23 protein-coding genes are annotated in these 22,717 nt (G+C 57.7%); 13 read left to right on the top strand and 10 right to left on the bottom strand.

The annotated features are described in order from the left end of the window. Positions 1-86 precede the first annotated feature (86 nt). Positions 87-1,688, top strand: coding sequence for a BCCT family transporter (locus I5192_RS15175; RefSeq protein ID WP_170394697.1), 1,602 nt, complete (start codon positions 87-89; stop codon positions 1,686-1,688). A 116-nt stretch (positions 1,689-1,804) separates the two neighbouring features. On the opposite strand, the gene I5192_RS15170 is transcribed toward I5192_RS15175, so the two are convergent. Then, the gene (locus I5192_RS15170) at positions 1,805-1,972 is read right to left on the bottom strand and encodes a hypothetical protein (protein ID WP_223117201.1); all 168 of its coding nucleotides are present in this window, start codon (positions 1,970-1,972) and stop codon (positions 1,805-1,807) included. Between the two features lie 491 nt (positions 1,973-2,463). On the opposite strand from I5192_RS15170, the gene I5192_RS15165 reads away from it, so the two are divergent. Further along, the gene (locus tag I5192_RS15165; RefSeq protein ID WP_170598398.1) at positions 2,464-3,711 is read left to right on the top strand and encodes an MFS transporter; all 1,248 of its coding nucleotides are present in this window, start codon (positions 2,464-2,466) and stop codon (positions 3,709-3,711) included. 386 nt (positions 3,712-4,097) lie between these two features. Here the strand turns inward: I5192_RS15165 and rpsO are convergent, their stop codons facing one another. The 3 genes from rpsO to I5192_RS15150 form a co-directional block, all read right to left on the bottom strand. After that, a complete protein-coding gene (gene rpsO / locus I5192_RS15160; protein WP_050605082.1) occupies positions 4,098-4,367 on the bottom strand; it encodes a 30S ribosomal protein S15 in 270 nt (89 codons plus the stop codon). A 143-nt stretch (positions 4,368-4,510) separates the two neighbouring features. Then, entirely contained in the window at positions 4,511-5,545 is a 1,035-nt protein-coding gene (locus tag I5192_RS15155) for a calcium-binding protein (RefSeq protein ID WP_223117200.1), read from the bottom strand. A gap of 96 nt (positions 5,546-5,641) precedes the next feature. Next, positions 5,642-6,145 carry a DUF1643 domain-containing protein gene (locus tag I5192_RS15150; RefSeq protein ID WP_223117199.1) on the bottom strand — a complete coding sequence of 168 codons (504 nt, stop codon included), beginning with the start codon at positions 6,143-6,145 and terminating at the stop codon, positions 5,642-5,644. A gap of 106 nt (positions 6,146-6,251) precedes the next feature. Here I5192_RS15150 and I5192_RS15145 point away from each other — a divergent pair, with 106 nt between their 5' ends. Then, positions 6,252-7,700: a pyridoxal-dependent decarboxylase gene (locus I5192_RS15145; RefSeq protein WP_255611958.1), complete on the top strand. Its 1,449-nt coding sequence runs from the start codon at positions 6,252-6,254 to the stop codon at positions 7,698-7,700. A 7-nt stretch (positions 7,701-7,707) separates the two neighbouring features. On the opposite strand, the gene truB is transcribed toward I5192_RS15145, so the two are convergent. From truB to rbfA, 3 genes are read right to left on the bottom strand one after another with little or no spacing between them, the layout of a single operon-like run. Beyond that, a complete protein-coding gene (gene truB / locus I5192_RS15140; protein WP_223117198.1) occupies positions 7,708-8,616 on the bottom strand; it encodes a tRNA pseudouridine(55) synthase TruB in 909 nt (302 codons plus the stop codon). A gap of 54 nt (positions 8,617-8,670) precedes the next feature. After that, positions 8,671-9,411 carry a phosphodiester glycosidase family protein gene (locus I5192_RS15135; RefSeq protein WP_223117197.1) on the bottom strand — a complete coding sequence of 247 codons (741 nt, stop codon included), beginning with the start codon at positions 9,409-9,411 and terminating at the stop codon, positions 8,671-8,673. Further along, a complete protein-coding gene (gene rbfA / locus I5192_RS15130) occupies positions 9,408-9,803 on the bottom strand; it encodes a 30S ribosome-binding factor RbfA (protein WP_170408494.1) in 396 nt (131 codons plus the stop codon). Before rbfA ends, I5192_RS15135 begins: the two co-directional genes overlap by 4 nt. Before the next feature lie 90 nt (positions 9,804-9,893). On the opposite strand from rbfA, the gene dapB reads away from it, so the two are divergent. Next, positions 9,894-10,703, top strand: coding sequence for a 4-hydroxy-tetrahydrodipicolinate reductase (gene dapB, locus I5192_RS15125; protein ID WP_170737218.1), 810 nt, complete (start codon positions 9,894-9,896; stop codon positions 10,701-10,703). 72 nt (positions 10,704-10,775) lie between these two features. Here the strand turns inward: dapB and I5192_RS15120 are convergent, their stop codons facing one another. After that, on the bottom strand, positions 10,776-11,366 hold the full coding sequence (locus I5192_RS15120; protein WP_223117196.1) for an HD domain-containing protein: 591 nt from the start codon (positions 11,364-11,366) through the stop codon (positions 10,776-10,778). Further along, the gene (locus tag I5192_RS15115; RefSeq protein ID WP_223117195.1) at positions 11,363-12,499 is read right to left on the bottom strand and encodes a gamma-butyrobetaine dioxygenase; all 1,137 of its coding nucleotides are present in this window, start codon (positions 12,497-12,499) and stop codon (positions 11,363-11,365) included. Before I5192_RS15115 ends, I5192_RS15120 begins: the two co-directional genes overlap by 4 nt. A gap of 99 nt (positions 12,500-12,598) precedes the next feature. On the opposite strand from I5192_RS15115, the gene I5192_RS15110 reads away from it, so the two are divergent. Beyond that, the gene (locus I5192_RS15110; protein ID WP_223117194.1) at positions 12,599-13,459 is read left to right on the top strand and encodes a LysR family transcriptional regulator; all 861 of its coding nucleotides are present in this window, start codon (positions 12,599-12,601) and stop codon (positions 13,457-13,459) included. On the opposite strand, the gene I5192_RS15105 is transcribed toward I5192_RS15110, so the two are convergent. Next, the gene (locus I5192_RS15105) at positions 13,460-13,642 is read right to left on the bottom strand and encodes a DUF1674 domain-containing protein (protein ID WP_223117193.1); all 183 of its coding nucleotides are present in this window, start codon (positions 13,640-13,642) and stop codon (positions 13,460-13,462) included. A 90-nt stretch (positions 13,643-13,732) separates the two neighbouring features. Here I5192_RS15105 and I5192_RS15100 point away from each other — a divergent pair, with 90 nt between their 5' ends. The 8 genes from I5192_RS15100 (at position 13,733) to I5192_RS15065 (ending at position 22,652) form a co-directional block, all read left to right on the top strand. Next, entirely contained in the window at positions 13,733-14,992 is a 1,260-nt protein-coding gene (locus I5192_RS15100) for an RsmB/NOP family class I SAM-dependent RNA methyltransferase (protein ID WP_223117192.1), read from the top strand. Positions 14,993-15,080: 88 nt separating this feature from the next. Next, a complete protein-coding gene (locus I5192_RS15095) occupies positions 15,081-16,820 on the top strand; it encodes a heparinase II/III family protein (RefSeq protein WP_223117191.1) in 1,740 nt (579 codons plus the stop codon). 22 nt (positions 16,821-16,842) lie between these two features. Further along, on the top strand, positions 16,843-18,432 hold the full coding sequence (gene purH / locus I5192_RS15090) for a bifunctional phosphoribosylaminoimidazolecarboxamide formyltransferase/IMP cyclohydrolase (RefSeq protein WP_223117190.1): 1,590 nt from the start codon (positions 16,843-16,845) through the stop codon (positions 18,430-18,432). Beyond that, positions 18,432-18,902: a signal peptidase II gene (gene lspA / locus I5192_RS15085; protein WP_170566969.1), complete on the top strand. Its 471-nt coding sequence runs from the start codon at positions 18,432-18,434 to the stop codon at positions 18,900-18,902. Before purH ends, lspA begins: the two co-directional genes overlap by 1 nt. Before the next feature lie 50 nt (positions 18,903-18,952). After that, the gene (locus tag I5192_RS15080; RefSeq protein ID WP_170466572.1) at positions 18,953-19,468 is read left to right on the top strand and encodes a DUF3035 domain-containing protein; all 516 of its coding nucleotides are present in this window, start codon (positions 18,953-18,955) and stop codon (positions 19,466-19,468) included. A gap of 85 nt (positions 19,469-19,553) precedes the next feature. After that, entirely contained in the window at positions 19,554-20,894 is a 1,341-nt protein-coding gene (locus I5192_RS15075; protein WP_223117189.1) for a pitrilysin family protein, read from the top strand. Then, positions 20,891-22,195, top strand: coding sequence for a pitrilysin family protein (locus I5192_RS15070; RefSeq protein ID WP_223117188.1), 1,305 nt, complete (start codon positions 20,891-20,893; stop codon positions 22,193-22,195). The genes I5192_RS15075 and I5192_RS15070 overlap by 4 nt, the downstream gene beginning before the upstream one ends. A 292-nt stretch (positions 22,196-22,487) precedes the next feature. Then, entirely contained in the window at positions 22,488-22,652 is a 165-nt protein-coding gene (locus tag I5192_RS15065; protein ID WP_170515005.1) for a hypothetical protein, read from the top strand. Positions 22,653-22,717: the final 65 nt, after the last annotated feature.

The raw sequence follows: 22,717 nt of genomic DNA, 5'->3' as shown, positions 1-22,717 counted from the left end.
AAACGCGCCAAGGGAATACGAATATCACCTCCGTCCGCCGGTCGAATACCTTGGCGTTTGCACGTAGCGAACAGAAGGGCAGACGCATGGCACAAACCAAGAAAATGCTGGATCCGGATCCCCGGATTTATGACTTTGAGACCGAATATGAGCTGGGGCAGGACAATGTCCGGCCTTTCGGTCTGGACATCCATAACCCGGTCTTTTTGATCTCTAGTATCCTGATCTTTGCGTTCGTCCTGATCGCGCTGGCAAATCAGGAATCCGCAGCCACGTTCTTTGGCTGGCTCCGACCATGGCTGACCAGCACGTTTGACTGGTTTCTGGTGCTGTCGGTTGACGCAATCACCCTGTTCTGTCTGGTGTTGATCATCTTGCCGGTGGGCAAGGTGCGGATCGGCGGCAAGGACGCCAAACCCGACTATTCCTACGCCGGATGGATCGCGATGATGTTCGCGGCCGGGATCGGCATCGGGCTGTTGTTCTTCGGCGTGATGGAGCCGGTCTATTACAACTTTGCAGAAGACGGCAACGCCCGCCCGCTGGGCATCGATATCGCTGTGCCGGGTAACGAATACATCGGCATTGTCGGCACGATCCATCATTGGGGTCTCGAAGGCTGGGCGGTATATGCGGCCGTTGGTCTGGCGCTTGCAATCTTCAGCTATAATCTCGGGCTACCATTGACCCTGCGTTCGGCTTTCTATCCGATCCTGGGCGAGCGCGTCTGGGGCTGGTGGGGCCACATCATCGATACTCTGGCAGTATTCGCGACCCTCTTCGGCCTGACCACATCATTGGGTTTGGGCGCACAACAGGTGGCCGCCGGGCTGTATGAGGTCTTTGGCATCGAACCCAGCCCCACCGTCACCGTCCTGCTGATCATAGGCATTACGATGATCGCACTGGGCTCGGTCCTGATGGGCATGGATGCAGGTGTCAAACGGTTGAGTGAGATCAACATGATCATGGCCGTAGGACTGTTCATCTTCGTCATCGTAGTTACCGGTGTCGGAACCGCCATTGCACGGTACTTCAACGTTATGGTGGATTACGTGACCCATCTACCGGCCCTGTCCAATCCGTTCGGTCGGGAAGACACCAGCTACTTCCACGGCTGGACAACCTTCTACTGGGCCTGGTGGATTGCGTGGTCACCTTTCGTGGGCATGTTCATCGCCCGCATTTCCAAAGGTCGTACGGTGCGTGAGTTCGTGATCTGCGCCTTGTTGGCACCCACTGCGGTTTGCGCCCTGTGGATGTCGACCTTTGGTGGCGCCGCAATTGACATGCTGAACGCAGGCGGAGCAGAGGGCGTCCGCGCCACAGTGATCGAAAGCTATGCCCCCGAGGGCGCGCTGTTCGGCTTCCTGAAAGAGCTGCCGCTTTACGGCATCATTGCCCCGATCGCTCTGATCCTGATCGTTGTGTTCTTTGTCACATCGTCGGACTCAGGCTCGCTGGTGATCGATACGATCACGGCAGGCGGCAAGATGGACGCACCAGTTGTGCAACGCGTGTTCTGGTGCACGCTTGAAGGCCTTGTTGCAATCGCACTGCTGCTGGGCGGAGGTCTCTCTGCCTTGCAAGGGGCAGCGGTGTCGACTGGAATTCCGTTTACCTTGGTGGTTCTGATCATGTGCTACTGCCTGTGGCTGGCGCTTAAATCAGAAAAGGCCAAGATGTAACTGGGATTATCCTGAGAAAACCGAAACGCCCGCCAATTCGGCGGGCGTTTTTGGTCCGGAGCGGCCCCTGTAGCGCGTGCCCATGCAGAAGTCGTCAGGAGCGTACCAAACGGCGGTCAGTGCAGCGAATCCTTGCGTTTGCCTTGGGTTGGATATTCCATCTTTTCATCTTCTAGGATCCCGCGAAGAACCGCCGCTGTCTCAACCTTCGAAATTGCCTTCTTATGGTCGTAGGGATTATTCAAAATCGACCGCGCATTTGTGGCGTTGGACGTCTCAGACATCTTGGTTGCAAACACCCGGCTCAGAATTGACTTCAATGGCATCATTCAACTCCCGCAACATATGGTCATCAAATCCTTGCCGCTGCGGGTCAGGTCCAAGCCACTTGAGGGAAGGGCTCAAAGACCAACTTCCGTGAGTGTGAACCCGCAGCGACACCGTCCATGTAAGAAAAATAGGGTGCCGAGAAAGGGGGAAGAAATCTGCTGTTTGCATCATTTTTTTGACCGCTTGGAAAAAAATCACGGCACTGCTTACGCTTACGTCAACCTTCTAACCTAGGGCCCGGCTTTCGCGACGCGGCGTCACAATTCGAAACCCAAGGTCAGCCACCCGGATACCGCCCGTCGCCGCGCCAAATTGGACAGAAAACAAAAGAGCCCATACCCTGACTACGGGCAAATCTTGGCGCAGCGCGTGTTTCTTGTGATGTGGCCGACCTCCTCGACGTTTTGAAATTGGATTATTACGGGACCGTAATGAGGATGCTGTTATGAACCTTTCACGATTGTCTCTGTTGCTGGTCGTATTCATTGACGTGATGGGTTTTGGATTGATCGTGCCGATTTTCAACACGATCCTGCTGGATCCACACCAGGCTTTCCTCGCACATGGAACAGCGACGAATATCCGCCAGCTCGACTATACGATTCTGATTGTCGTCTTCTTTCTGTTCTACTTTTTCGGGGCGGCCTTTATCGCCAAGTTGTCGGATTATATCGGGCGTAAAACAGGCATCATGATCTGCCTTACCGGTGCCCTGATCGGCTATGTTCTGACTGTGGCCGCGATCATGACGTCCAGCTATTGGCTGTTACTTTTGGGGCGAGCCATTTCCGGGTTTACGACGGCCAACCAACCCATTGCGCAGGCCGCATTGATCGACATCAGCCATGACGATCAGGAGAAATCAAAAAACCTCGGGATGATTGTTGCGGCATCCGCGCTGGGCCTGCTCGGGGGGCCACTGATTTCAGGATTGCTCAGCGACCAAAACCTGATGGGATCATTTGCGTCACTGGAACTGCCTTTCTACGTCGCCATTGCCCTGATCCTGATCAACATGGCACTGATTCTGTTCTTCTTCTCCGAACCCGGTTTCAAAAGACAAAAAATTGACTTCGGGCTTTTAGATGTTGTTTTGAACCTGTGGAAAGTCTTCTCGAACCCGGTCGTTTTGCGGCTTTCGGTCGTCATGTTGTTCTCGCTGATGTGCCTGAATGCGTTTTTCTTCTTCATCGACACGTATCTGCTGACCCGGTTCAAGTTCAGTACGCTTCAAAACAGCATGGCCCTCGCCGTGTTCGGAGGCTCCATGGCCTTTGGCAGTGCCTACCTCACCGCGCCGCTGCACGAGCGGTACAAAAAGTTTCCGATTCTGTATGTCTCCATTGCAGCGATGGCACTTGGGATATTGGCCTTCATGCTGAACCCCATGGCCGATCTGACCTATGTCCTGATTGTTCCGATAACCATCGCGTTCGCGATCATGTACCCGACCATGCTTTCGTTGTTTTCCGCGAGCGTCGGCCCAACCGAGCAAGGTTGGGTCATGGGTGTGACAGTCGCCATCTACGCGTTGGGCTCCGGGACCATTACGGCCCTCAGCGGGTCCCTCATGGCTATCAATTTGCGGATGCCTTTCGTGCTCGCGGTCATCTGCGGTGTACTGGCATTGATTGCGATGGCGAAACTGTTTCGCCATCCCGGCGTTCAGGCGCTTGATACCAAGGGCAAGTAGGTTTCATCAGTGTGTCCCGAACGAAAATGGGCGCGCCCGCTACAGGCACGCCCAGTAAAAAAGGGAGGACTATGAAAAACCTGACGCTCGAAACAAAAGAAGCGCCTACTCACTAACATCCTCAGAATGGCGCAATCTTTGACCGCGTTCAGTGAAGTGGTTCACAGGAAGTTAAAAAAGTTTGCGCTTCTTTGCGTAGCGGTAAGGTTTGGGCCGCAGGTATGTGTGTGCCGTCTCTCATGAACATGGCGGGAAATTCGCGCGCCGCACAGTTCACTAGATTAGACAGTGACCAAAACAAATACGCCCACCAAATGGCGGGCGTACAAGATGTACAATTTGTACGAACAGGGCCTCAGCGCCTGTACAACATGAACAAAACGCGTTTAGCGGCGGATGCCCAGCTTTTTGATCAGGTCCTGATAGCGTGCTTCTTCTTTGCCCTTCAGATAGTCCAGCAGCTTACGGCGCTGAGCAACCATCTTCAGCAGACCACGACGACCGTGGTTGTCTTTCTTGTGGGTTTTGAAGTGCTCGGTCAGGGTGTTGATGCGCGAGGTCAGGATAGCAACCTGGACTTCAGGCGAACCAGTGTCGCCGTCCTTGGTTGCGAATTCTTTCATGACGCGTGCTTTATCAGCGGCAGTAATCGACATCGGGGTCTCCTTTAAAGGTTAGAGTTGATGGCGCAGGCCGGGATGTCGTCCAGCACAGGCCCATGGAGAAAACCGCACCGATTCCGATGCGGATGGGCGCGTATAGGCGCATTCACCGCAAATGGCAAAGGGATTCTGCAGGCTCAACTGGTGAAGGCGTACTGCTCCAACTGGGCTTCGGTCACAAACTGAATATCTTCAACAGTCAGACCCTCTGCGCCAAAAAGCTGAGCGACGTCTTCGCCATTGACCCGAACATGGGTCAAGCTGTTGTTTTCACTGTCCTGTTCGATCGTCAATTCCGGTTCTTCCGGGTTGTCCCAGGTGATAAGAAGCTTGTCGTGACCGATCTGGAAATCCATGATTGTCGTGGCTTCCTGCTCGGGGTCGGACTGCACAACGATCTCGTCCTCACCCTCTCCACCTGTGACCACATCGCCGTCTTCGGCAAGAATGACGTCGCCCCCAGAGCCCCCGTTTAGGAAGTCGCGCGCAGGTTCGTCCGGACCATCTTCTCCGGACAAGATGTCATCACCATCTCCGCCAAACAGGGCGTCTTCACCGGCACCCCCAACAAGGTAGTCGTCGCCATCTCCGCCTTGTAGCGCGTCGTCGCCGTCATCGCCGCTTAACGTGTCATCGCCCTGACCACCAAAAAGCCGGTCATTCCCATCACCGCCGCTCAGATCATCTGTTCCGAAATGACCATACAGGTCGTCATTTCCTGACATTCCGTCCAGCGCGTCGTCACCATATTCACCATGGAGCACATCATTCCCGAGGTTGCCAAACAGGACGTCCCCGCCACCACCGCCATACAACACGTCGTTGCCAGCGCCGCCGTCGATCCAGTCGTCCCCGCCATATCCGTTGATCTGATCGTTGCCTTCCTGCCCGGTCACAACATCCGCATCCTCATCGCCCGCAATGACCAGATCGCCTTCATACTCGGACACAATCTCACCAGTGTCAGAGTCGGTTTCCTCGGCAGAGCTGGGCTCGTCGACATTCTCGTCCGCGTCAAGCAAATTGCCTTCCGACAGGTCGTCGTCGGCCGTTTCCTCGATGCGATCGTCTTCCTCCTCGTCATCGCCTTTGTCTTCTGGCACAAGTACGTCGCTGATTGCGTAGGCGGCACCACCCATGGCGGCCATTCCGAATAATCCGATCAGAAACATATCTACCCTCCGCAAGCACAATGGCTCCGAGTGTAAAACATCTCATGCAAACAATGGCTTGGTCAAAGCGAAGCTGAGAGCGTGGTTAACCCTTTATCACCAGGGTTCGGGCTGCTGAGTGTACGCAATGTAGAGAGGATGCTTCGGATGCCCGTCCTTGGTCAGCCCAAGGTGGAACAAGGGCTGGCCCGTGCCGCGCAGCAAGTCCTCAACTGCGGGGCCGCGTTCCAGATGTGCGCCATGGGTGCCCCAGGCGGCGATGACCTGATCCGCCCATTCCACGCCGTCTAGGATGGCTGCGTCATTCTCAGGCCCCACCGGATCTGCAGATGCTCGCATCTTGCGCGGATCAGTGTCGCGCCAGGCAAAGATATTGGTGACCTGAAAAGCTCCGAAACCCAGTGTGCGTGCGCGACGCTCGCAACGTTCCACCGTGGGGTCGTTCTGCACCTCGGTCGCCGTCGACGGATTCAGCATCACAAACAACGCCTTGCGGCCCGCCGGGTTCCAGACACGGGTCAGGCTATAGCGGTATTTTTCGCAATCGGAGTAGATGGCAGTCGAGGGCGCGTCGCCCTTGGTATGAGAACGGGTGATCATGCAGTCGGGTTTGGCTGGAATTAGGCCCGTTTACAAGGGGCGATGTCCTGATCCTTAACTTGTGCTATACCTGCCTTCATTTGAACGGCTTATTCTGGGGGAAGACATGACATTCGAGACATTGGATCCGGCGGATTGGGAGCAGACCCGCAAGTTAGCACATGAAATGTTGGATATGGCGTTGGATCATACGCGTGATGTGCGTGATAGGTCGATTTGGAAAGATATGCCGACTGCCATACGCAACGGGTTCGAAACGCCTGCACCTCAGCAGGGTATGCCGTTGGGTGATTTGATGGATGATGTCCAGTCTCAGGTCATGCAGTATCCAATGGGCAATATTCATCCCCGGTTTTGGGGCTGGTATATGGGCGCGAGCAATTTCACTGGCGCGATGGCGGATTTTCTGGCTGCGGTTCAGGGATCGAACCTAGGGGGAGGGAATCATGCGGCAGCCCTGATCGACCGACAAGTCGTCGACTGGCTACGCGAGATGATCGGTCTGCCGGAAGGGGCCAGTGGGACATTGGTCAGCGGCGGCAGCGTGGCAAACTTGATCGGGCTGACGGTGGCCCGCAACGTCAAATCCGGGATCGACATGCGCGAAGAGGGCATCGCCGCCATGGATAAGCCGATGCGGTATTACGGATCGGATCAGATGCATAGTTGTCACCAAAAGTCGCTCGAAACACTGGGTCTGGGCAACAAGGCGCTGCGGCGTGTTCCTACGCAAGACGATTTGACGATGGATCTTGAAGCGCTTGCCGGCATGGTCGCGCAGGATCGCGCAGACGGCCTTAACCCCGCTTGTGTGATTGCTACCGCCGGAACCGTGAACACAGGCGCCATCGACGACTTGTCGGCGATTGCCGATTTCTGCCGCGAGGAAGGCCTGTGGTTTCATGTTGACGGCTGTATCGGTGCGTTAATTGCAATCGCCCATGATAACAGTTGGCGCGTGTCCGGCATCGAACGCGCGGATTCCGTCGCGCTCGACCCACACAAATGGTTACATGCGCCTTTCGAAGTGGGTTGCGCATTGGTGCGAAGCCATGATGCCCACCACGCGACATTTACTCTGACCCCGGAATACCTGGAACCGCAATCCCGAGGCGTCGCCGGGGCGGCGTTTTTGCACGATTACGGCATTCAGACTTCGCGTGGGTTTCGAGCGCTCAAGGTCTGGATGTCCTTGAAGGAGCACGGCGTTCAGAAATTCGGCAGGCTCATTGATCAGGATATCGAAAAGGCGCGTTATCTGACTTCGCTGATCGAGGCGGAGGATGACCTCACCTTGATGTTCCCCACCAATATAAACATCGTTTGTTTCCGCTATGACCCGGGCGGTCTCAGCCCCGAAACTCTACGTGCGATTAACAGCGAAATCATGTTGTGCCTGCAAGAGGAAGGCACAGCGGTTTTATCGGATACAACGGTTCATGGGGCGCATTGCCTACGGGTGGCGGTTAACAATCACCGCACGCAAAAGCAGGATCTGGATCTACTGGTGTCCGAGATACTTCGACTGGGTCACAAATTGCGTATCGCCGCCTGAACAGTCGTCAGTTGGCGGCAAAGACGCGGCTTGGGTGCAATTCGCCCGACTTGTAAATTCCTACGGCCACGGCCTTGCCATCCAGCGAGGCCCAGGCCTCGTCGCCGTATTCCACGTCAGAGGCCAGCACCATGCCCGGATTGCCATTCCGCAGACGGGTGGCTCCTTCAGAGGTGCATTTCAGCTCGGGTAGGTCTGATAAGCCGGTTTCCAGCGGATGCAGATAATTATCCAGTGCGGTGGTTTTGGCCATTTCGTCGATCTGTTCGATGGTCAGGCCATCCTCGGCCTCAAACGGGCCGGACCAGATGCGGCGCAGTTTTTTCACGTGGCCGTGGCAGCCGAGCGCCTCACCCAGATCACGCGCAATGGAACGGACATAGCCACCTTTGCCACAGGTCATCTCCAGCACGACGTGGTCTTCGTCGGGGCGGTCGATCAGCACCAGTTCCTCTACCCAAAGAGGGCGGGCGGTCAGTTCTACATCCTCGCCATCTCGGGCCAGCTTATAGGCGCGTTGACCGTCGATTTTCACGGCCGAGAACTTGGGCGGCACCTGTTTGATATCGCCCAGAAACGGGCCGAGCGCTTGTTTGATATCCTCATCCGAGGGGCGCGCAATGCTCTCAGCGATGACTTCACCCTCAGTATCATCGGTGTTGGTGGCCTGCCCCAGCCGCACGGTGAAGGTGTAGGCCTTCAGCGCATCGGTGATGTAGGGGACGGTCTTGGTTGCCTCACCCAGCGCAACGGCCAGAACGCCGGTCGCCTCGGGGTCCAGCGTGCCCGCATGGCCGGCTTTCTTGGCGTCCATCGCCCAACGCACCTTGTTGACCACCGCGGTCGAAGTCATGCCAGCGGGCTTGTCCACCACCAGCCAACCGGAAATGTCGCGGCCCTTGCGTTTGCGTCCCATTCTACACCTTGAGTCTTGCTGAGGCGCGCGAGTTAGCGGATCGTTTCGATGCTGTCAATTTGCCGGAACGTCCTCGACGACACCCACGATGGGTCCCAGCGAAAACCCGATATCCGACCGGTTGCTGGCGCGATCATACATGCGGGAAATGTTGCCATCTAGAAACAGCGCATTCGGTGTTTTTAATACATCGCGGAATAGGCTGCCGAATTCATAGAAAGTGACGTAATCGTCCGAGATCGCAAACACCACACGCGTGCCATCGGCGCTGGTGCCCACTCCGTTTCGGGTGTAGCGCGAGGTTGAATCCGGCAGAAAGCGAGGGTGTAACTCTCCGTTGATCACCAGCATGGGGCCCGATTGTGTCGCAAAGCGGCACTGCGGCGCCTGATCGACGAAATCCAAAGTCTCGAACACATCGGCACGGTTTTCACGGATGCAGAACACACCGTTGGGCAGCAGGCCGAAATTGCCGGGTCCGGCATTCGGTATCACGCGCATCTGCTCTTCCCCGTCTTCGACATAGTGGCCGACGGGCGAGCGGTCGTCATGGTACATGCCCGCATTCATCGCAAAGACGAGCCTTTTCCCCTGAGGCTCCAACGCCTCATTCACTGAAGAGAAATGACCCAACAGATCGCCATTTTCATCGTTCAGAAACAGGCGCAAATCTTCCGAGGTATCCACCTCGCAAACCGTATATCGCTTGTCCTCATGAGTCAGCTTCTCGCAAGTGACTGCAGAGACTTGCGCGGCCCAAAGGACAACACACAGCGTGACAAGGGTACGGATCACTCGTCCAGATCGCGGCGTACCGCGTCCTGATTAAACATACGGCGGGTGTCGTCCAGTCGATCAAACGTGTCGTCCAAACGGAACCGCAGGTCGGGTGAGAATTTCAGGCCCACCTTCTTGCCCACTGCGCGCCGAAGCTCACCCTTGTTTCGAGCGAGCAGTTCGATCACGTCCTCCTGCCCCTTGCCGCCCAAGGGCAGCACGTAGGCGGTGGCGATCTTCAGATCGGGCGAGGTGCGCACCTCACCCACGGTGATCGACATGCGGTTCAAGTCGGGGTCGTGGACATCTCCGCGCGCCAAAACTTCGGACAGGGTGCGGCGGATCAGTTCGCCGACGCGCAGCTGTCGTTGGGAAGGGCCGGGGCCATCGTGGAATTTGTTCTTTGCCATGCCCCCCGATCTAAGCCCAAAGCGGGGCTTTGCCAAGCGGGCGCGAACGGGTTAGGAGGCTTTGAGCCGACTTTAGAAAGGACCAGCGCAATGACCCATATTCCGGGGATCGTTATCACAGGGGCTTCGGGCCGTATGGGGCAGATGCTGATCAAGACCGTGTCTGAGAGCGATCAGGCGCGTCTGGTCGGTGTGGTCGAGCGTAAGGGCCATGACTGGATCGGTCAGGATGTGGGTCAGGCGATGGGCGGGCAGGCGCTCGGTGTCACTGTCACTGACGATCCGCTGGAGGCATTTGCGCAGGCGCAGGCCGTCATCGACTTTACGGCGCCCGAGGCGACGCTGGAATTTGCCGCACTGGCCGCGCAGGCGCGGTGCGTTCACGTGATTGGCACGACCGGCATGAGTGACGAACAGATCGCCGCGCTGGAACCTGCCGCGCGCCATGCCGTGATCGTGCGGGCTGGGAATATGAGTCTTGGGGTAAATCTGTTGGTGCAGCTCACCAAGAAGGTCGCCGCCGCGCTTGATGAGGATTTCGATATCGAGGTCATCGAGGGGCATCATCATCACAAGGTCGATGCGCCTTCGGGCACGGCTTTGATGCTGGGCGAAGCTGCCGCCGAGGGACGTGGTGTCAAGTTGGCGGATGTGGCCGATCGGGGCCGCGACGGTATTACCGGTGCGCGAAAACGCGGCGATATCGGCTTCCACGCGATTCGTGGCGGAGACATTGTCGGCGAACACGATGTCCTGTTCGCGGCACCCGGTGAGCGTATCGTGTTGCGCCATCTGGCTACTGACCGTGCGATCTTTGCCCGTGGGGCGCTCAAAGCCGCGTTGTGGGGTCAAGGCAAGGCGCCGGGCCAGTATGACATGGTGGATGTTCTGGGGCTGTAGGCTTCAGGATCAAGAGCCAAGAAAATTCGACGAATTTTCTTGGCTCTATCGATCGGGCAGATGAAAGTTGTCTCAGCTTGCCTGAATGTGCCGGTCGACCATCCGTTGTACCATCGGTGCGAAATGGGCGAAATCCGGGGTCTCCATATCAGCGCGTTTTCCCGCTTCGTCCAGATAACGGACCTGAATGATTTCTTTCAGGTTCGGATTTGCCTCGAACTCGGCTATCTCCTTGGCACTCATCGGACCACCCTGCAGTTCCAGCGTATGGACCGAGGCTGCGGACAGGCGATTGAAATACTCCGGCTTGGTGGCGCAGAGATATCGCTTGGCTGCCACGTGGTACCGGCAGCAATCGGTGATGACCGACGGAAAGAACTGCTCCAACACCTCTGCACCTGCATCTTCATGATGCCGGTCCTCGGTATCGTCCGGATGGTAAGTGCCGAATTCCGACGTAAAATGGCCAATGTCGTGCAACAGCGCACCGACGATGATTTCTTCAGACTGTCCGTTCTGTTCCGCAATCGTGGCACCCTGCAGCATGTGCTGGGCCATGGTGACGGGTTCCCCCAGATATTCCTCACCCCCCCGACGATCGAAGATGTCACCGATAAAAGCCACGATATTGTCGCAGTTCAGGGTTGAGAAATCGGGTTTCATTCCGCCGCCTCCGGTTGTGTCATCTGCATGGCGGCCAGTGTCGAAAGCAGCCCATCCTTGTCAGCATAGCATCCCTGCAACCAGCGAGACCCGGCCCCGGAATAGCCCAGCCGTGCATGCATTACGCGAGTGTTGTCGACGATGAAACTTTCGCCCGGTTCCAGCTTGAAAGACACGCCCATAGCGGGATCGTCAATGATCTCACCCAACTGGCGATAGGCTGTATAGTAGGCTTCCATCTTGTCAAAGGGTACATCCACGAACGGCGCAGACGAGCGGTTGTTGAAGCGAATGCCGATCAACTCGCCATCGGGGGAAAGCTCGATCATCGGGCGACGTGACCGCAAACAGACCCCGTCCGAACCTTTATACTCGAACCGTGCCGGATAGCCTGCAAGCAAGGCGAAGCCCTCGGGGTTCAGATCGCGCAGACGCTCAGCCGCGCGGAAACCATCGACAACGATGGAATCGCCGCCTTCGGCCGAATTCTCAAGGCAGTAGAGGATTTGCAGTGTCGGCACCGGGTCGCGATAAGGGTTGTCGGTATGGGCCTGCAACCCCAACCCGGTATAGGCGAGGTTGGTCGGGTTCACCTCGGTCCGAACCTCGAAATAGGGGCCATAATTTGTCTGGCGCACGTAGCCGAACAGATCGGCCACTTTCAGCAGCGATTCCGGCTCGGTCGGGCCACCTGTCAGCTTGGCAAAGCCGTACTCCGCGACGGCAGCCAGCCAGCTGCGCTTGGCCTCCGGGTCGGTGTGCACCATTTCCCAGTCACCGCTGGGGGCGCTGATACCACGCTCCCATGTGGTGACGCCGGATGCGGTGCGGCCAACGTCTTGCGCCTGTTCGCGGTCATAAACGTGATCGGCCAGCCAATCGGCAGGGAACATCACGGATTTGTTTTCGGGCTGAAAGGTAACACTCAGATCGCCATTTCGGATCTCGGCAGCGCTGACCGAGATATTGGAGGGGATATCGCCGATTGTGATCAGGCGCTGCCCGTTGCCGGGGGCGCGGGTCTCGGGGTCCAGCGCATTGTCGCGCAGCCAAATGGCGTGGAAGCGGGCCTGGGTACCATCGGAAAACGCGATAGTGACCACAGATGGGTCGAAAGTGGCTGAGCGCAGCATGGGGTCTCTCCTGTTCGGCGCGGGCTTTGCTTGAGGAGATATGCGCTTCGTGACATTACTACAATTAAACCTTATTGCCTCTGAGACTTGGAAAATCTTATGGATAAGAAGAAGATTGGACTACCTCCATTGGACTGGCTGCGTGTGTTCGAAGCCGCCGGGCGGCTGGGTGGTTTTTCTGCTGCTGCGCGCGAATTTGGTTTGACGCAGGCGGCGGTCAGTCAACGGATAGGCAATCTTGAGGCGTGGCTGGGCCGGTCATTGTTTGTGCGCGAAGCCCGCGGTGTTTCGCTGACCATCGAAGGCGAAAGCTATCTGCCATTGGTGCAGGACAGCCTGCAAGCACTGGAACGCAATACCGAGGATCTGTTCGGCAAATCCCCGCGCGAGCTTCGGGTCGCGGGACTTTCGTCGCATATCCACGCGCTGGTTCTGCCAGCCTTGCCCAAGTTCCTTGAGGCGCAGCCCAATGTGCGTGTGATGACAGATTCCATGGCGCGCCGGGCCTCATTGGAGGAAGAGCGTACCTGGCTGCAGATCCGCTATGGCAGAGGTGTCTGGCCTGGACGAAAGGCAAAGCTAATTGCGCCTGAAGTTCTGGCACCGATGGCCGCATCTGGCATCAAGTGGGGTGCGCCGCTGATTGATTTGCGCGGAGAACGCCCCGGTTGGAAGGACTGGGCGCAGGTCGCGGGGGTTGATGAATTACCGGCTGGCCGGATCAGTTTTGACTCGGTAGGTCACGCGATCACGGCCTCGCGTCAGGGCATGGGGATCGCGTTGGGTTCACTACCGTTGGCTTCGGGCAGCTTAAAGACTGGTCAATTACACAGATTGGATATGCCCGAGCTTAGGACAAAGGATGGCTATTGGCTGACATGGCCCGAGGATCGGGCAAGGTCGAAACGGCAAAGGGCGTTGATAGACGACTTTCTGCAAGCGCTGCGGGGCGGGGCCTGATCAGAAGTCGATGGCGATGCCCTTTTTCTCCCAATCGCCATAGCGGGCCGGATCAGGACCGTCGCGCCCACCCAGTTCCTTGGGCTGCGTCTTGGCTTCCGCTTCGGCCTTTTTGCGACGTTCCTCAGCCTCGGCCAATGCGCGCTGCGCGGCGGGGGGCAGGTCTTTGCGCTCGTCACTCATGACATCGGGTTCCTTTCTGTTCAGGGCCTTGATATACGCCCTCGTCCGCCCAAGGCAATGCGGCAAAGGTCACGAGAGGCACTCAGCATCATGTCAAACTCTGCAACCGCCGCGCGGCGCAGTGCAATCTATCTGCTGGATCAGATATTGGGCGAGGGGCGGCTGTTACCTGAATGTCTGGCGGCGGGCGCATTGGATCGTCTGGTACCCGAGGATCGCGCGCGCGCGCAGCGTCTGACGATTGAAACCCTACGCGGGCTTGAGCGTGCCGACCGGCTGTTGGCCGATCACTTGCGGCAGACGCCCGCGCTGACTGTGCACAACGCGCTGCGGCTTGGAACGGTCGAGCTGTGTCAGGGCGAGGCCGCGCATGGCGTGGTCAATTCGATGGTCGAGATCGTGGGACGCTCGCGCAAGCATGGGCGGCTCAAGGGGTTGGTGAATGCAGTCTTGCGCAAGATTGCCGCCGATGGGCCGGATGCTTGGCCCAAGATGCGCGTGCCCCGTCTGCCCGACTGGCTGCGCGATCCTCTGATCATGGCGTGGGGTGATGACGCGGTAAAGGGTATGGAACAGGCCCATTTCAATGGTGCACCGCTGGACGTGACGCTGAAACCGGGCGTCGAGGCGCCGGGCGGAGAAGCCCTGCCCACCGGCTCAGTCCGTTTGCAGGATGCGGGGCAGGTGTCGGCTTTGCCGGGCTACAAGCGTGGAAACTGGTGGGTTCAGGATGCGGCAGCGGCGCTGCCTGTGCGCGTGCTGGCCCCGAAAGCCGGGGAAAAGGTGTTGGACCTTTGCGCCGCGCCCGGTGGCAAGACGTTGCAATTGGCTGTGGTAGGGGCAGAGGTCACGGCGCTGGATATCTCCGAAACACGGTTGGAGCGGGTGCGCGAGAACCTGAAACGGACAGGTTTGAAGGCTAAGGTGATCGCTGGTGATGCGCTGGACCATCAGGGCCAGTATGATGCCATCCTGCTCGACGCGCCGTGTTCGGCCACGGGCACGATTCGCCGCCATCCTGATTTACCCTTCGCCAAGGATGGCTCGGAATTCGGGGGATTGATCGAGCTACAGGCCCGTATGCTGGCCCATGCCTGGACCCTGCTCAAACCCGGAGGCCGATTGGTATATTGCACCTGTTCCTTGTTGCCGGACGAAGGAGAGGTGCAGATCGAAGAGGCGCTGGATCAATACCCGGATATGCAGATTGACCGTGCGGCGCTTGAGATTGCGGGCGTTGAACCGGACTGGATTACAGAAGAAGGTGGCTTGCGTGTGCGCCCGGATTTCTGGGCGGACAAGGGTGGCATAGACGGGTTCTATATCGCCTGTCTGAACAAATCCGCTTGAGACGACGCTTTTCGATGACTTGACGCGCGGACCGGTCTATCGTGTGTTCAAGCGCCCGCAGAGCGCAAGGGGCAGAGTCGCAAGCGTCATGTCAGAATCGGACACAATGGCCAATCGCTGGATGCGGTTTCAGAACCGCCTTTACGCGCGCCTGAGCCAAAGGCGGAAGGCGGTTTCGGGATTCGTCAGCCAGCCTGAGCCGCGCACCGTGGGTTCGTTTGCACGCGGGCGACAACTGGTGGCCGGGAATCTCCTTTTCGCAGGATATCTGGTCGAGGCGGATGACACCGATCTCTGGGATGTTGCTGCACCCAGTCCGGATTTCGATGATGAACGCCACGGTTTCATCTGGCTGGATGATCTGGCAGCCGTCGGCGATATGCGCGCCCGTGAAAAGGCGCAGCGATGGGTCTGGGGCTGGATCGCTGCACATGGGCGTGGGAAGGGCCCCGGTTGGGCACCGGATCTGACCGGGCGTCGGGTGATGCGCTGGATCAACCACGCGCAATTTCTGCTGCGCGGCGCTGACGGAGCGCAAAGCAGAGCTTTCTTCCGCTCCTTGGCACAACAAACATGGTTTCTTTCCAAACGCTGGACAGCAGCAACACCGGGATTGCCGAGATTCGAAGCGCTCGCAGGGCTGGTTCAGGCTGGTTTGGCCCTGGAGGGGCTGGAGCAACTGGCTGATCCCGCATTGCGCGCACTGGCCCGGGAATGCGACCGCCAGATCGATGCCGAGGGCGGCATTCTCACCCGCAACCCTGAGGAATTGCTGGAGGTCTTCACTCTGCTGGCCTGGACCTCTGCTGCACTTGGTGAAGTTGGCCGAGGCACGCCTGCCTCTCAGACCGGGGCGATCAAGCGCATTGCACCTACTCTGCGAAATCTGCGTCATGCAGATGGATCTCTGGCCAGATTTCACGGGGGCGGGCGTGGGCTTGAAGGGCGGCTGGATCAGGCACTGGCACAAAGCGGTGTCAAGCCGCAGCAGCATTCGGACCTGTCAATGGGTTATGCACGGCTTGCCGCCTCGAGAACCACGGTTCTGGTGGATGCCAGCGCGCCTCCCAAAGCTGCTGCGTCGTTCAACGCCCACGCATCCTCGCTTGCGTTTGAGCTGACCTCGGGGCGCCGTCCTCTGATCGTGAACTGTGGATCAGGCGGCAGTTTTGGGCAGGAATGGCGCAGGGCAGGGCGCGCGACCCCGTCGCATTCGACCCTATGCGTCGAAGGGTATTCCAGCGCCCGGCTTGCAGAAGGCGCAAATGGGTCGTCGCAGGAAGCATTGGTGGATGGCCCGCAGGATGTGCCCGTGGATTTCGAGGATGCATTCGAAGGCACCCGCTTTATGGTGGGTCATGACGGCTACGCCAAAGTGTTTGGCCTGACCCATGCCCGCACGCTTGAACTGCGCTTTGACGGGCGTGAGCTGGTGGGCGAGGATATTCTGCTGACCGCAACCGACAAAGCCAAACGGCAGTTCGATCGCGCGATGGACGGGGCAGGTCTGCAGGGGATAGCCTTTGACATCCGGTTTCACCTGCATCCTGACGTTGATGCGGCACTTGATCTGGGTGGCGCTGCGGTGTCGATGGCGCTCAAAAGCGGTGAGATATGGGTTTTCCGCCATGATGGCGTTGGAAAGTTGTCAGTTGAACCAAGCGTTTACCTTGAAAAAGGCCGATTAAAGCCACGCGCGACAAAACAGATCGTTCTATCTGGGCGCGCAATGGAGTATGCGACGCGCATCCGGTGGACGCTCAGCAAGGCTCAGGATACAGCCTATGCCGTGCGGGATACGCACCGGGACGAGCCCGTTTTCGACTGACGCCAAAAGGACCTTTGGACCCATGACCGACCTTCACCCCGTGCGCCGCGCGTTGCTTTCCGTTTCCGACAAAACCGGGCTGATCGAGCTGGGAACGGCGTTGGCCGAACGCGGGGTTGAACTGCTTTCGACCGGCGGTACCGCGAAGGCGCTACGCGATGCGGGGTTGGAGGTGAAAGATGTCAGCGAGATCACCGGCTTCCCTGAGATGATGGATGGCCGGGTCAAAACGCTGCACCCGATGGTCCATGGCGGGCTGCTGGCTCTGCGCGATAATGACACCCATGTCGCCGCGATGAACGAACATGGTATCGGCGCAATCGATCTGCTTGTGGTAAATCTCTACCCATTTGAAGCGACCGTGGCCAAGGGCGCTGCCTATGATGAGTGTATCGAGAACATCGATATCGGCGGCCCAGCCATGATCCGTGCCGCATCGAAGAACCATGCTTTTGTAAACGTGGTTGTGGATGTCGAAGACTACTCGTCGCTGCTGGATCAGCTGGAAGAGAATTACGGTAAGACTTCTCTGGGCTTCCGTCAGTGGTTGGCGCAAAAGGCCTATGCCCGCACTGCCGCTTATGACACAGCCGTGTCCAACTGGATGGCCGATGCGCTGGAGCTTGAGGCGCCCAAACGCCGCGCCTTTGCCGGTGAACTGAAACAGACCTTACGATATGGCGAGAATAGCCACCAGTCGGCAGCGTTCTATGTAGATGGCTCGGGTCGTCCGGGCGTGGCGACGGCGGTACAGCATCAGGGCAAGGAACTGAGCTATAACAACATCAACGATACCGATGCCGCCTTTGAGCTGGTCGCTGAGTTCGACCCGGCCGAAGGGGCAGCTTGTGCGATTATCAAGCATGCCAATCCGTGTGGTGCAGCGAAAGGTGCGACGTTGCTTGAGGCCTATAAAGCCGCGTTCGACTGCGACAGGACGTCGGCATTCGGCGGTATCGTGGCGTTGAATCAACCGCTGGACGCGGAAACCGCGCAGGAGATCACGGGGATTTTCACCGAGGTTGTGATCGCTCCGGGGGCGTCAGACGAGGCCAAGGCGATCTTCGCCGCCAAGAAGAACCTGCGCCTGCTGACGACCGAAGCTCTGCCGGATGTGACCGCCGGTGGTAAAACTGTGCGACAGGTGGCCGGTGGCCTGCTGGTGCAGGACAAGGATAACGGCTTTGTTGGTATGGATGATTTGAAGGTGGTCACCAAAAAAGCGCCATCTGAGGAGCAGATGCGCGACCTGCTGTTCGCGTGGAAAGTGGCGAAACATGTCAAATCCAACGCCATCGTCTATGTCAAAGACGGCGCGACCGTGGGTGTCGGCGCGGGGCAGATGAGCCGCGTTGACTCGGCACTGATCGCGGCAAAGAAAGCCGAGCGTATGGCTGATGCGCTGGGCTTGCCCCAGCCGCTGACCATCGGTTCGGCCGTAGCTTCTGATGCATTCTTCCCCTTCCCCGATGGGCTTATGGAGGCCGCCGAGGCAGGCGCAACATGCGTTATTCAGCCCGGCGGTTCGATGCGTGATGATGAAGTGATCGCGGCGGCGGATGAGGCCGGTCTGGCCATGGTCTTCACCGGCATGCGGCATTTCCGTCACTGATGCGCGGTTCGTTCATCCTTTGGGCCGGATTGGCGGCGTTTTTGATCGACCAGATCAGTAAGTATCTGGTCGTCCACGTAATGCGCGTGGCGCAGGGCGATATCGACGTGCTGCCACCGCTTCTGGTTTTCAGATACGGCGAGAATCGCGGCATCAATTTTGGCCTATTTCAGGGCGACGGTGAGGCCGCCCGCTGGGTGTTGATCGGGGTTTCCGTGGCGATCTGCCTGGGCGTCCTGATCTGGCTGGGCCGCATCGCTCCTACGAAGCTTCAACAATTCTGCGGGGGTCTCCTGATCGGCGGTGCGCTGGGAAATGTCGTGGACCGGGTGCTTTACGGCTATGTTCTCGACTTTTTGAACATGTCCTGCTGCGGGATCAGCAACCCTTTTGTGTTCAATCTGGCGGATGTGTTCATATTTGCGGGAGCTTTGGGATTGGTCCTGTTCGATGGCAAAAAGCCCTCGTGACCTGCCGGACGATATGCGATAAAAGCGCCTGAAACTGGCTGGAGACACTGATGCGTATGCCACGCGCCATTCTTGTTCTGACACTCGCCGTTGTCGTTGCGGGCTGTTCCGATATTGGTTTGCGCAATCTTGATCCGCCCGGAGCGGGGCCGGATGAATTTTCGGTATTGCCCGTCAAGCCGCTGACCCAGCCCAAGGACTACGCCTTTCTTCCAGCGCCGACTCCCGGCGGTGCAAACCTGACCGATCCTAACCCCAAAGCGGATGCCGTTGTGGCGCTGGGTGGTAGTGAGGCAGCGCTGAACCCGAATACCGCAATACCGGCCAGCGATGCGGCGCTTGTGACGGCCTCAAGCAGATATGGCGTTCCTGCCAATACGCGTCAGGTAACGGCCGAAGAGGATGCGGCTTTCCGCAAAAATCGCGGTCGCTGGACCCGCCTGCGCCTGTTCCCGGTTGATCGGTACTCGCAGGTCTATGAACGTCAGTCAATCGATGCGAACGCGACCAATGAAGCGGCGCGTCGTCGTGGGATCGAAACGCCGTCGGCCCCGCCGCTGGAATGAATTCTTCTTAACTTTCCGTCATTGGCCTTGAACCCCGGCGGCACCACCGTAGTTTGAATATCAGAAATGAAACGGAGGATGCCCCATGGTTCGGGCCCTGGCACTGTCGGCTGCCCTGATCGCCGCCACCCCCTTGTTCGCGAAAGAGGGGCAAGAGGCTGTCACCACATTTACGCTTGAAAACGGCATGGACGTCGTGGTGGTCGAGGATCATCGCGCGCCTGTTGTTCAGCATATGGTCTGGTACCGGGCCGGATCCGCCGATGAACCGATCGGATCCTCTGGCGTTGCACATTTCCTGGAACATCTGCTGTTCAAAGCCACCGACACAATGGAAGCGGGCGAGTTGTCAGCCACTGTCGCGGCCAATGGCGGCAATGACAACGCTTTCACTTCTTACGACTACACCGCCTATTTTCAGCGCGTCGCCGCTGACCGGCTGGAACTGATGATGCGGATGGAGGCAGATCGTATGCGCAACATCCGCCTGACCGAGAATGATATCATCACCGAACGCGACGTGGTTCTGGAAGAGCGTAATCAGCGGACCGAAAACAATCCACGCGCTCTGTTCGGAGAACAGATGAATGCAGCGCAATATTTGAACCACCGTTACGGAGCGCCGATTATCGGCTGGCGCCACGAGATGGAAGCGTTGGATATGGACGACGCCCTGTCCTTCTACCAGACCCATTATGCACCCAATAACGCCATATTGGTCGTCACCGGAGATGTTGACCCCGACGAAGTCAGGGCGTTGGCCGATCAGTACTACGGTGTTATCCCAGCCAACCCTGATTTGCCCGAGCGGGTACGCTCGCAAGAACCACCCCAGACTGCCGAACGTCGCCTGACCTTCAAGGATGCGCGTGTGGCACAACCCTACGTGCAGCGCAGCTATCTGGCCCCTGAACGGGACGCCGGTGAGCAGGAGAAGGCCGCTGCCCTGTTTCTTTTGGCGGAATTGCTGGGAGGAAGCACAACCTCATATCTGAATGAAAAGCTGCAATTTGAGCAGCAGAAGGTGGTCTATACCGGTGCGTTCTACAAGGGGGTCTCATTGGATGACACGACCTTTGATCTGATCGTTGTGCCGGCTGAGGGCGTTTCGCTTCAGGATGCGGAGGATGCCATGGATCAGGCCGTTGCGGATTTCATCGCGGAAGGTGTCAAGGATGAAGACCTGGAGCGCATTAAGATGCAGCTCCGCGCCGCGCAGACCTATGCGCGCGATAACGTGGACGGTATTGGAAACCGCTATGGTCGTGCGTTGACCAGCGGGTTGACGGTCGAAGATGTGCAGGCCTGGCCCGACATCCTGCAGGCTGTGACAGGTGAAGAGATCATCGCGGCTGCCCGTGAGGTGCTGCAACCTGAAACCTCGGTCACTGGCTGGTTGATGCGTGACGATGAGGTGACACAATGAAACGGTTTGCCGCAACGCTGATTGCGCTGATCATTGCCCTTCCCGCCTGGGCCGAGATTGAGATCAAAGAGGTAACCTCGCCCGGTGGTATTACCGCTTGGCTGGTCCAAGATCATTCGATCCCCTTCACTGCGCTGGAACTTCGGTTTCGTGGAGGAACGTCGCTGGATGATCCCGATAAACGCGGCGCGGTCTATCTGATGAGCGGCCTGATTGAGGAAGGCGCCGGCGACATGGATGCCCGCACCTATGCGCGCGAACTTGAATCTCTGGCTGCGTCCTTCAGCTACAGGGCAACAGATGATACGGTCTCCATTTCGGCGCGGTTCCTGACTGAGAACCGGGATGAAGTGATTGATTTGCTGCAGACCACAATTCATGAACCGCGTTTCGATGAGGATGCGATTGATCGGGTGCGCGCTCAGGTGATTTCAGGTCTGAAGTCCGACCAGACTGATCCAAGCGATATTGCCGGACGCAGCTTTGCTGAAATGGCATATGGGGATCATCCTTATGCGTCGGACGGTAAAGGTACGATTGAAAGCGTTTCAAGCCTGACCCGCGACGACATCGTCGCTGCTTACGACAATGTCTTTGCCAAGGACAGACTGTATGTTGGGGCTGTTGGCGACATCACGGCAGAAGAGCTGGGGGTACTGTTGGACGAATTGCTGTTGGATCTGCCAGCAACCGGAAAACCCATTCCAGACAAGGCGAAGGTCACTATTGACGGCGGTGTAAGCGTAGTGGACTTCAACACTCCGCAATCCGTCGCCCTGTTCGGGCAAAGTGGCATTGATCGCGATGATCCCGATTTCTTTGCGGCCTATATCCTGAATCACATTCTGGGCGGCGGCGGTTTCGAAAGTCGCCTGATGCAGGAAGTACGTGAGAAACGTGGCCTGACCTATGGCGTGGCGACCTATCTGGTGCCCAAGGATCTGGCGTCAGTGTATCTGGGCTCGGTCTCATCTGCCAATGACCGTATCGCCGAAGCGGTCGAAGTGATCCGACAGGAATGGGCGCGCGCGGCTGCGGAAGGTGTGACGCAGAAAGAATTGGATGACGCCAAGACCTATTTGACCGGGGCCTATCCGTTGCGTTTTGACGGCAATGGCCAGATTGCCGGAATCATGGTCGGGATGCAGATGGAAGATCTGCCTATCGACTACATTGCGACTCGCAACGACAAGGTGAATGCAGTGACCTTGGAGGATGTGAACCGGGTGGCGTCTGAACTGCTGAACCCCGAGGGTCTGCATTTCACCATCGTCGGCAAACCGGAAGGGGTGGACGGCTGACGTCGTCCATCTACCCGCTGCCGAACAGAATTATTCGTTGTTATTGAATGATTTTTCTTGGAATTGACGGCAGGGGGTGATGCGAACCACTGGCGGAAACAACGAGTTTGTGACCTCTTGCAGGGCGCAGCGCCTGACAGAAGATCGGCAATTCTCCGCCTTAAGTAATCGTTAACTCGCCTTGGCCATACTTTGGCCAGAAATGTCGAGAATTCTATGTTAGTCGGGAACGGAGATGGGATTCAGAAGATCAACATCTCCTGAGACGAGGCTTGGGACGGATAGCGGCACCATGATAGTTGCGATAATGGGATTGGGAATACTTGCAGGGTTTTTAACCTTTGCTGCCGCTTTGGTTGTCGGTCAATCTCTGCTCAGCGCTTTCGCACTTTACGTGGTGGCTGGTACGCTGACATCGCTTTTGGTAGCAGCGGGTATCTATTTCAGAAGCTCTTGAATTTGGTAGGTTGGAAATAAAGCCCAGCGACTGAAAAGTTTGTCACCAATCGGACCCCTGTGTTC

This window comes from Ruegeria sp. SCSIO 43209 (assembly GCF_019904295.1).
Taxonomy (GTDB): domain Bacteria; phylum Pseudomonadota; class Alphaproteobacteria; order Rhodobacterales; family Rhodobacteraceae; genus Ruegeria.
This window is presented reverse-complemented; position numbering and strand designations above follow the sequence as displayed.

Bases quoted from the DNA above. Each gene is read 5' to 3' on its own strand.
- I5192_RS15175 (WP_170394697.1), top strand. From the start codon at position 87: ATGGCACAAACCAAGAAAATGCTGGATCCGGATCCCCGGATTTATGAC.
- I5192_RS15170 (WP_223117201.1), bottom strand. From the start codon at position 1,972: ATGTCTGAGACGTCCAACGCCACAAATGCGCGGTCGATTTTGAATAAT.
- I5192_RS15165 (WP_170598398.1), top strand. From the start codon at position 2,464: ATGAACCTTTCACGATTGTCTCTGTTGCTGGTCGTATTCATTGACGTG.
- rpsO (WP_050605082.1), bottom strand. From the start codon at position 4,367: ATGTCGATTACTGCCGCTGATAAAGCACGCGTCATGAAAGAATTCGCA.
- I5192_RS15155 (WP_223117200.1), bottom strand. From the start codon at position 5,545: ATGTTTCTGATCGGATTATTCGGAATGGCCGCCATGGGTGGTGCCGCC.
- I5192_RS15150 (WP_223117199.1), bottom strand. From the start codon at position 6,145: ATGATCACCCGTTCTCATACCAAGGGCGACGCGCCCTCGACTGCCATC.
- I5192_RS15145 (WP_255611958.1), top strand. From the start codon at position 6,252: ATGACATTCGAGACATTGGATCCGGCGGATTGGGAGCAGACCCGCAAG.
- truB (WP_223117198.1), bottom strand. From the start codon at position 8,616: ATGGGACGCAAACGCAAGGGCCGCGACATTTCCGGTTGGCTGGTGGTG.
- rbfA (WP_170408494.1), bottom strand. From the start codon at position 9,803: ATGGCAAAGAACAAATTCCACGATGGCCCCGGCCCTTCCCAACGACAG.
- dapB (WP_170737218.1), top strand. From the start codon at position 9,894: ATGACCCATATTCCGGGGATCGTTATCACAGGGGCTTCGGGCCGTATG.
- I5192_RS15120 (WP_223117196.1), bottom strand. From the start codon at position 11,366: ATGAAACCCGATTTCTCAACCCTGAACTGCGACAATATCGTGGCTTTT.
- I5192_RS15115 (WP_223117195.1), bottom strand. From the start codon at position 12,499: ATGCTGCGCTCAGCCACTTTCGACCCATCTGTGGTCACTATCGCGTTT.
- I5192_RS15110 (WP_223117194.1), top strand. From the start codon at position 12,599: ATGGATAAGAAGAAGATTGGACTACCTCCATTGGACTGGCTGCGTGTG.
- I5192_RS15105 (WP_223117193.1), bottom strand. From the start codon at position 13,642: ATGAGTGACGAGCGCAAAGACCTGCCCCCCGCCGCGCAGCGCGCATTG.
- I5192_RS15100 (WP_223117192.1), top strand. From the start codon at position 13,733: ATGTCAAACTCTGCAACCGCCGCGCGGCGCAGTGCAATCTATCTGCTG.
- I5192_RS15095 (WP_223117191.1), top strand. From the start codon at position 15,081: ATGTCAGAATCGGACACAATGGCCAATCGCTGGATGCGGTTTCAGAAC.
- purH (WP_223117190.1), top strand. From the start codon at position 16,843: ATGACCGACCTTCACCCCGTGCGCCGCGCGTTGCTTTCCGTTTCCGAC.
- lspA (WP_170566969.1), top strand. From the start codon at position 18,432: ATGCGCGGTTCGTTCATCCTTTGGGCCGGATTGGCGGCGTTTTTGATC.
- I5192_RS15080 (WP_170466572.1), top strand. From the start codon at position 18,953: ATGCGTATGCCACGCGCCATTCTTGTTCTGACACTCGCCGTTGTCGTT.
- I5192_RS15075 (WP_223117189.1), top strand. From the start codon at position 19,554: ATGGTTCGGGCCCTGGCACTGTCGGCTGCCCTGATCGCCGCCACCCCC.
- I5192_RS15070 (WP_223117188.1), top strand. From the start codon at position 20,891: ATGAAACGGTTTGCCGCAACGCTGATTGCGCTGATCATTGCCCTTCCC.
- I5192_RS15065 (WP_170515005.1), top strand. From the start codon at position 22,488: ATGATAGTTGCGATAATGGGATTGGGAATACTTGCAGGGTTTTTAACC.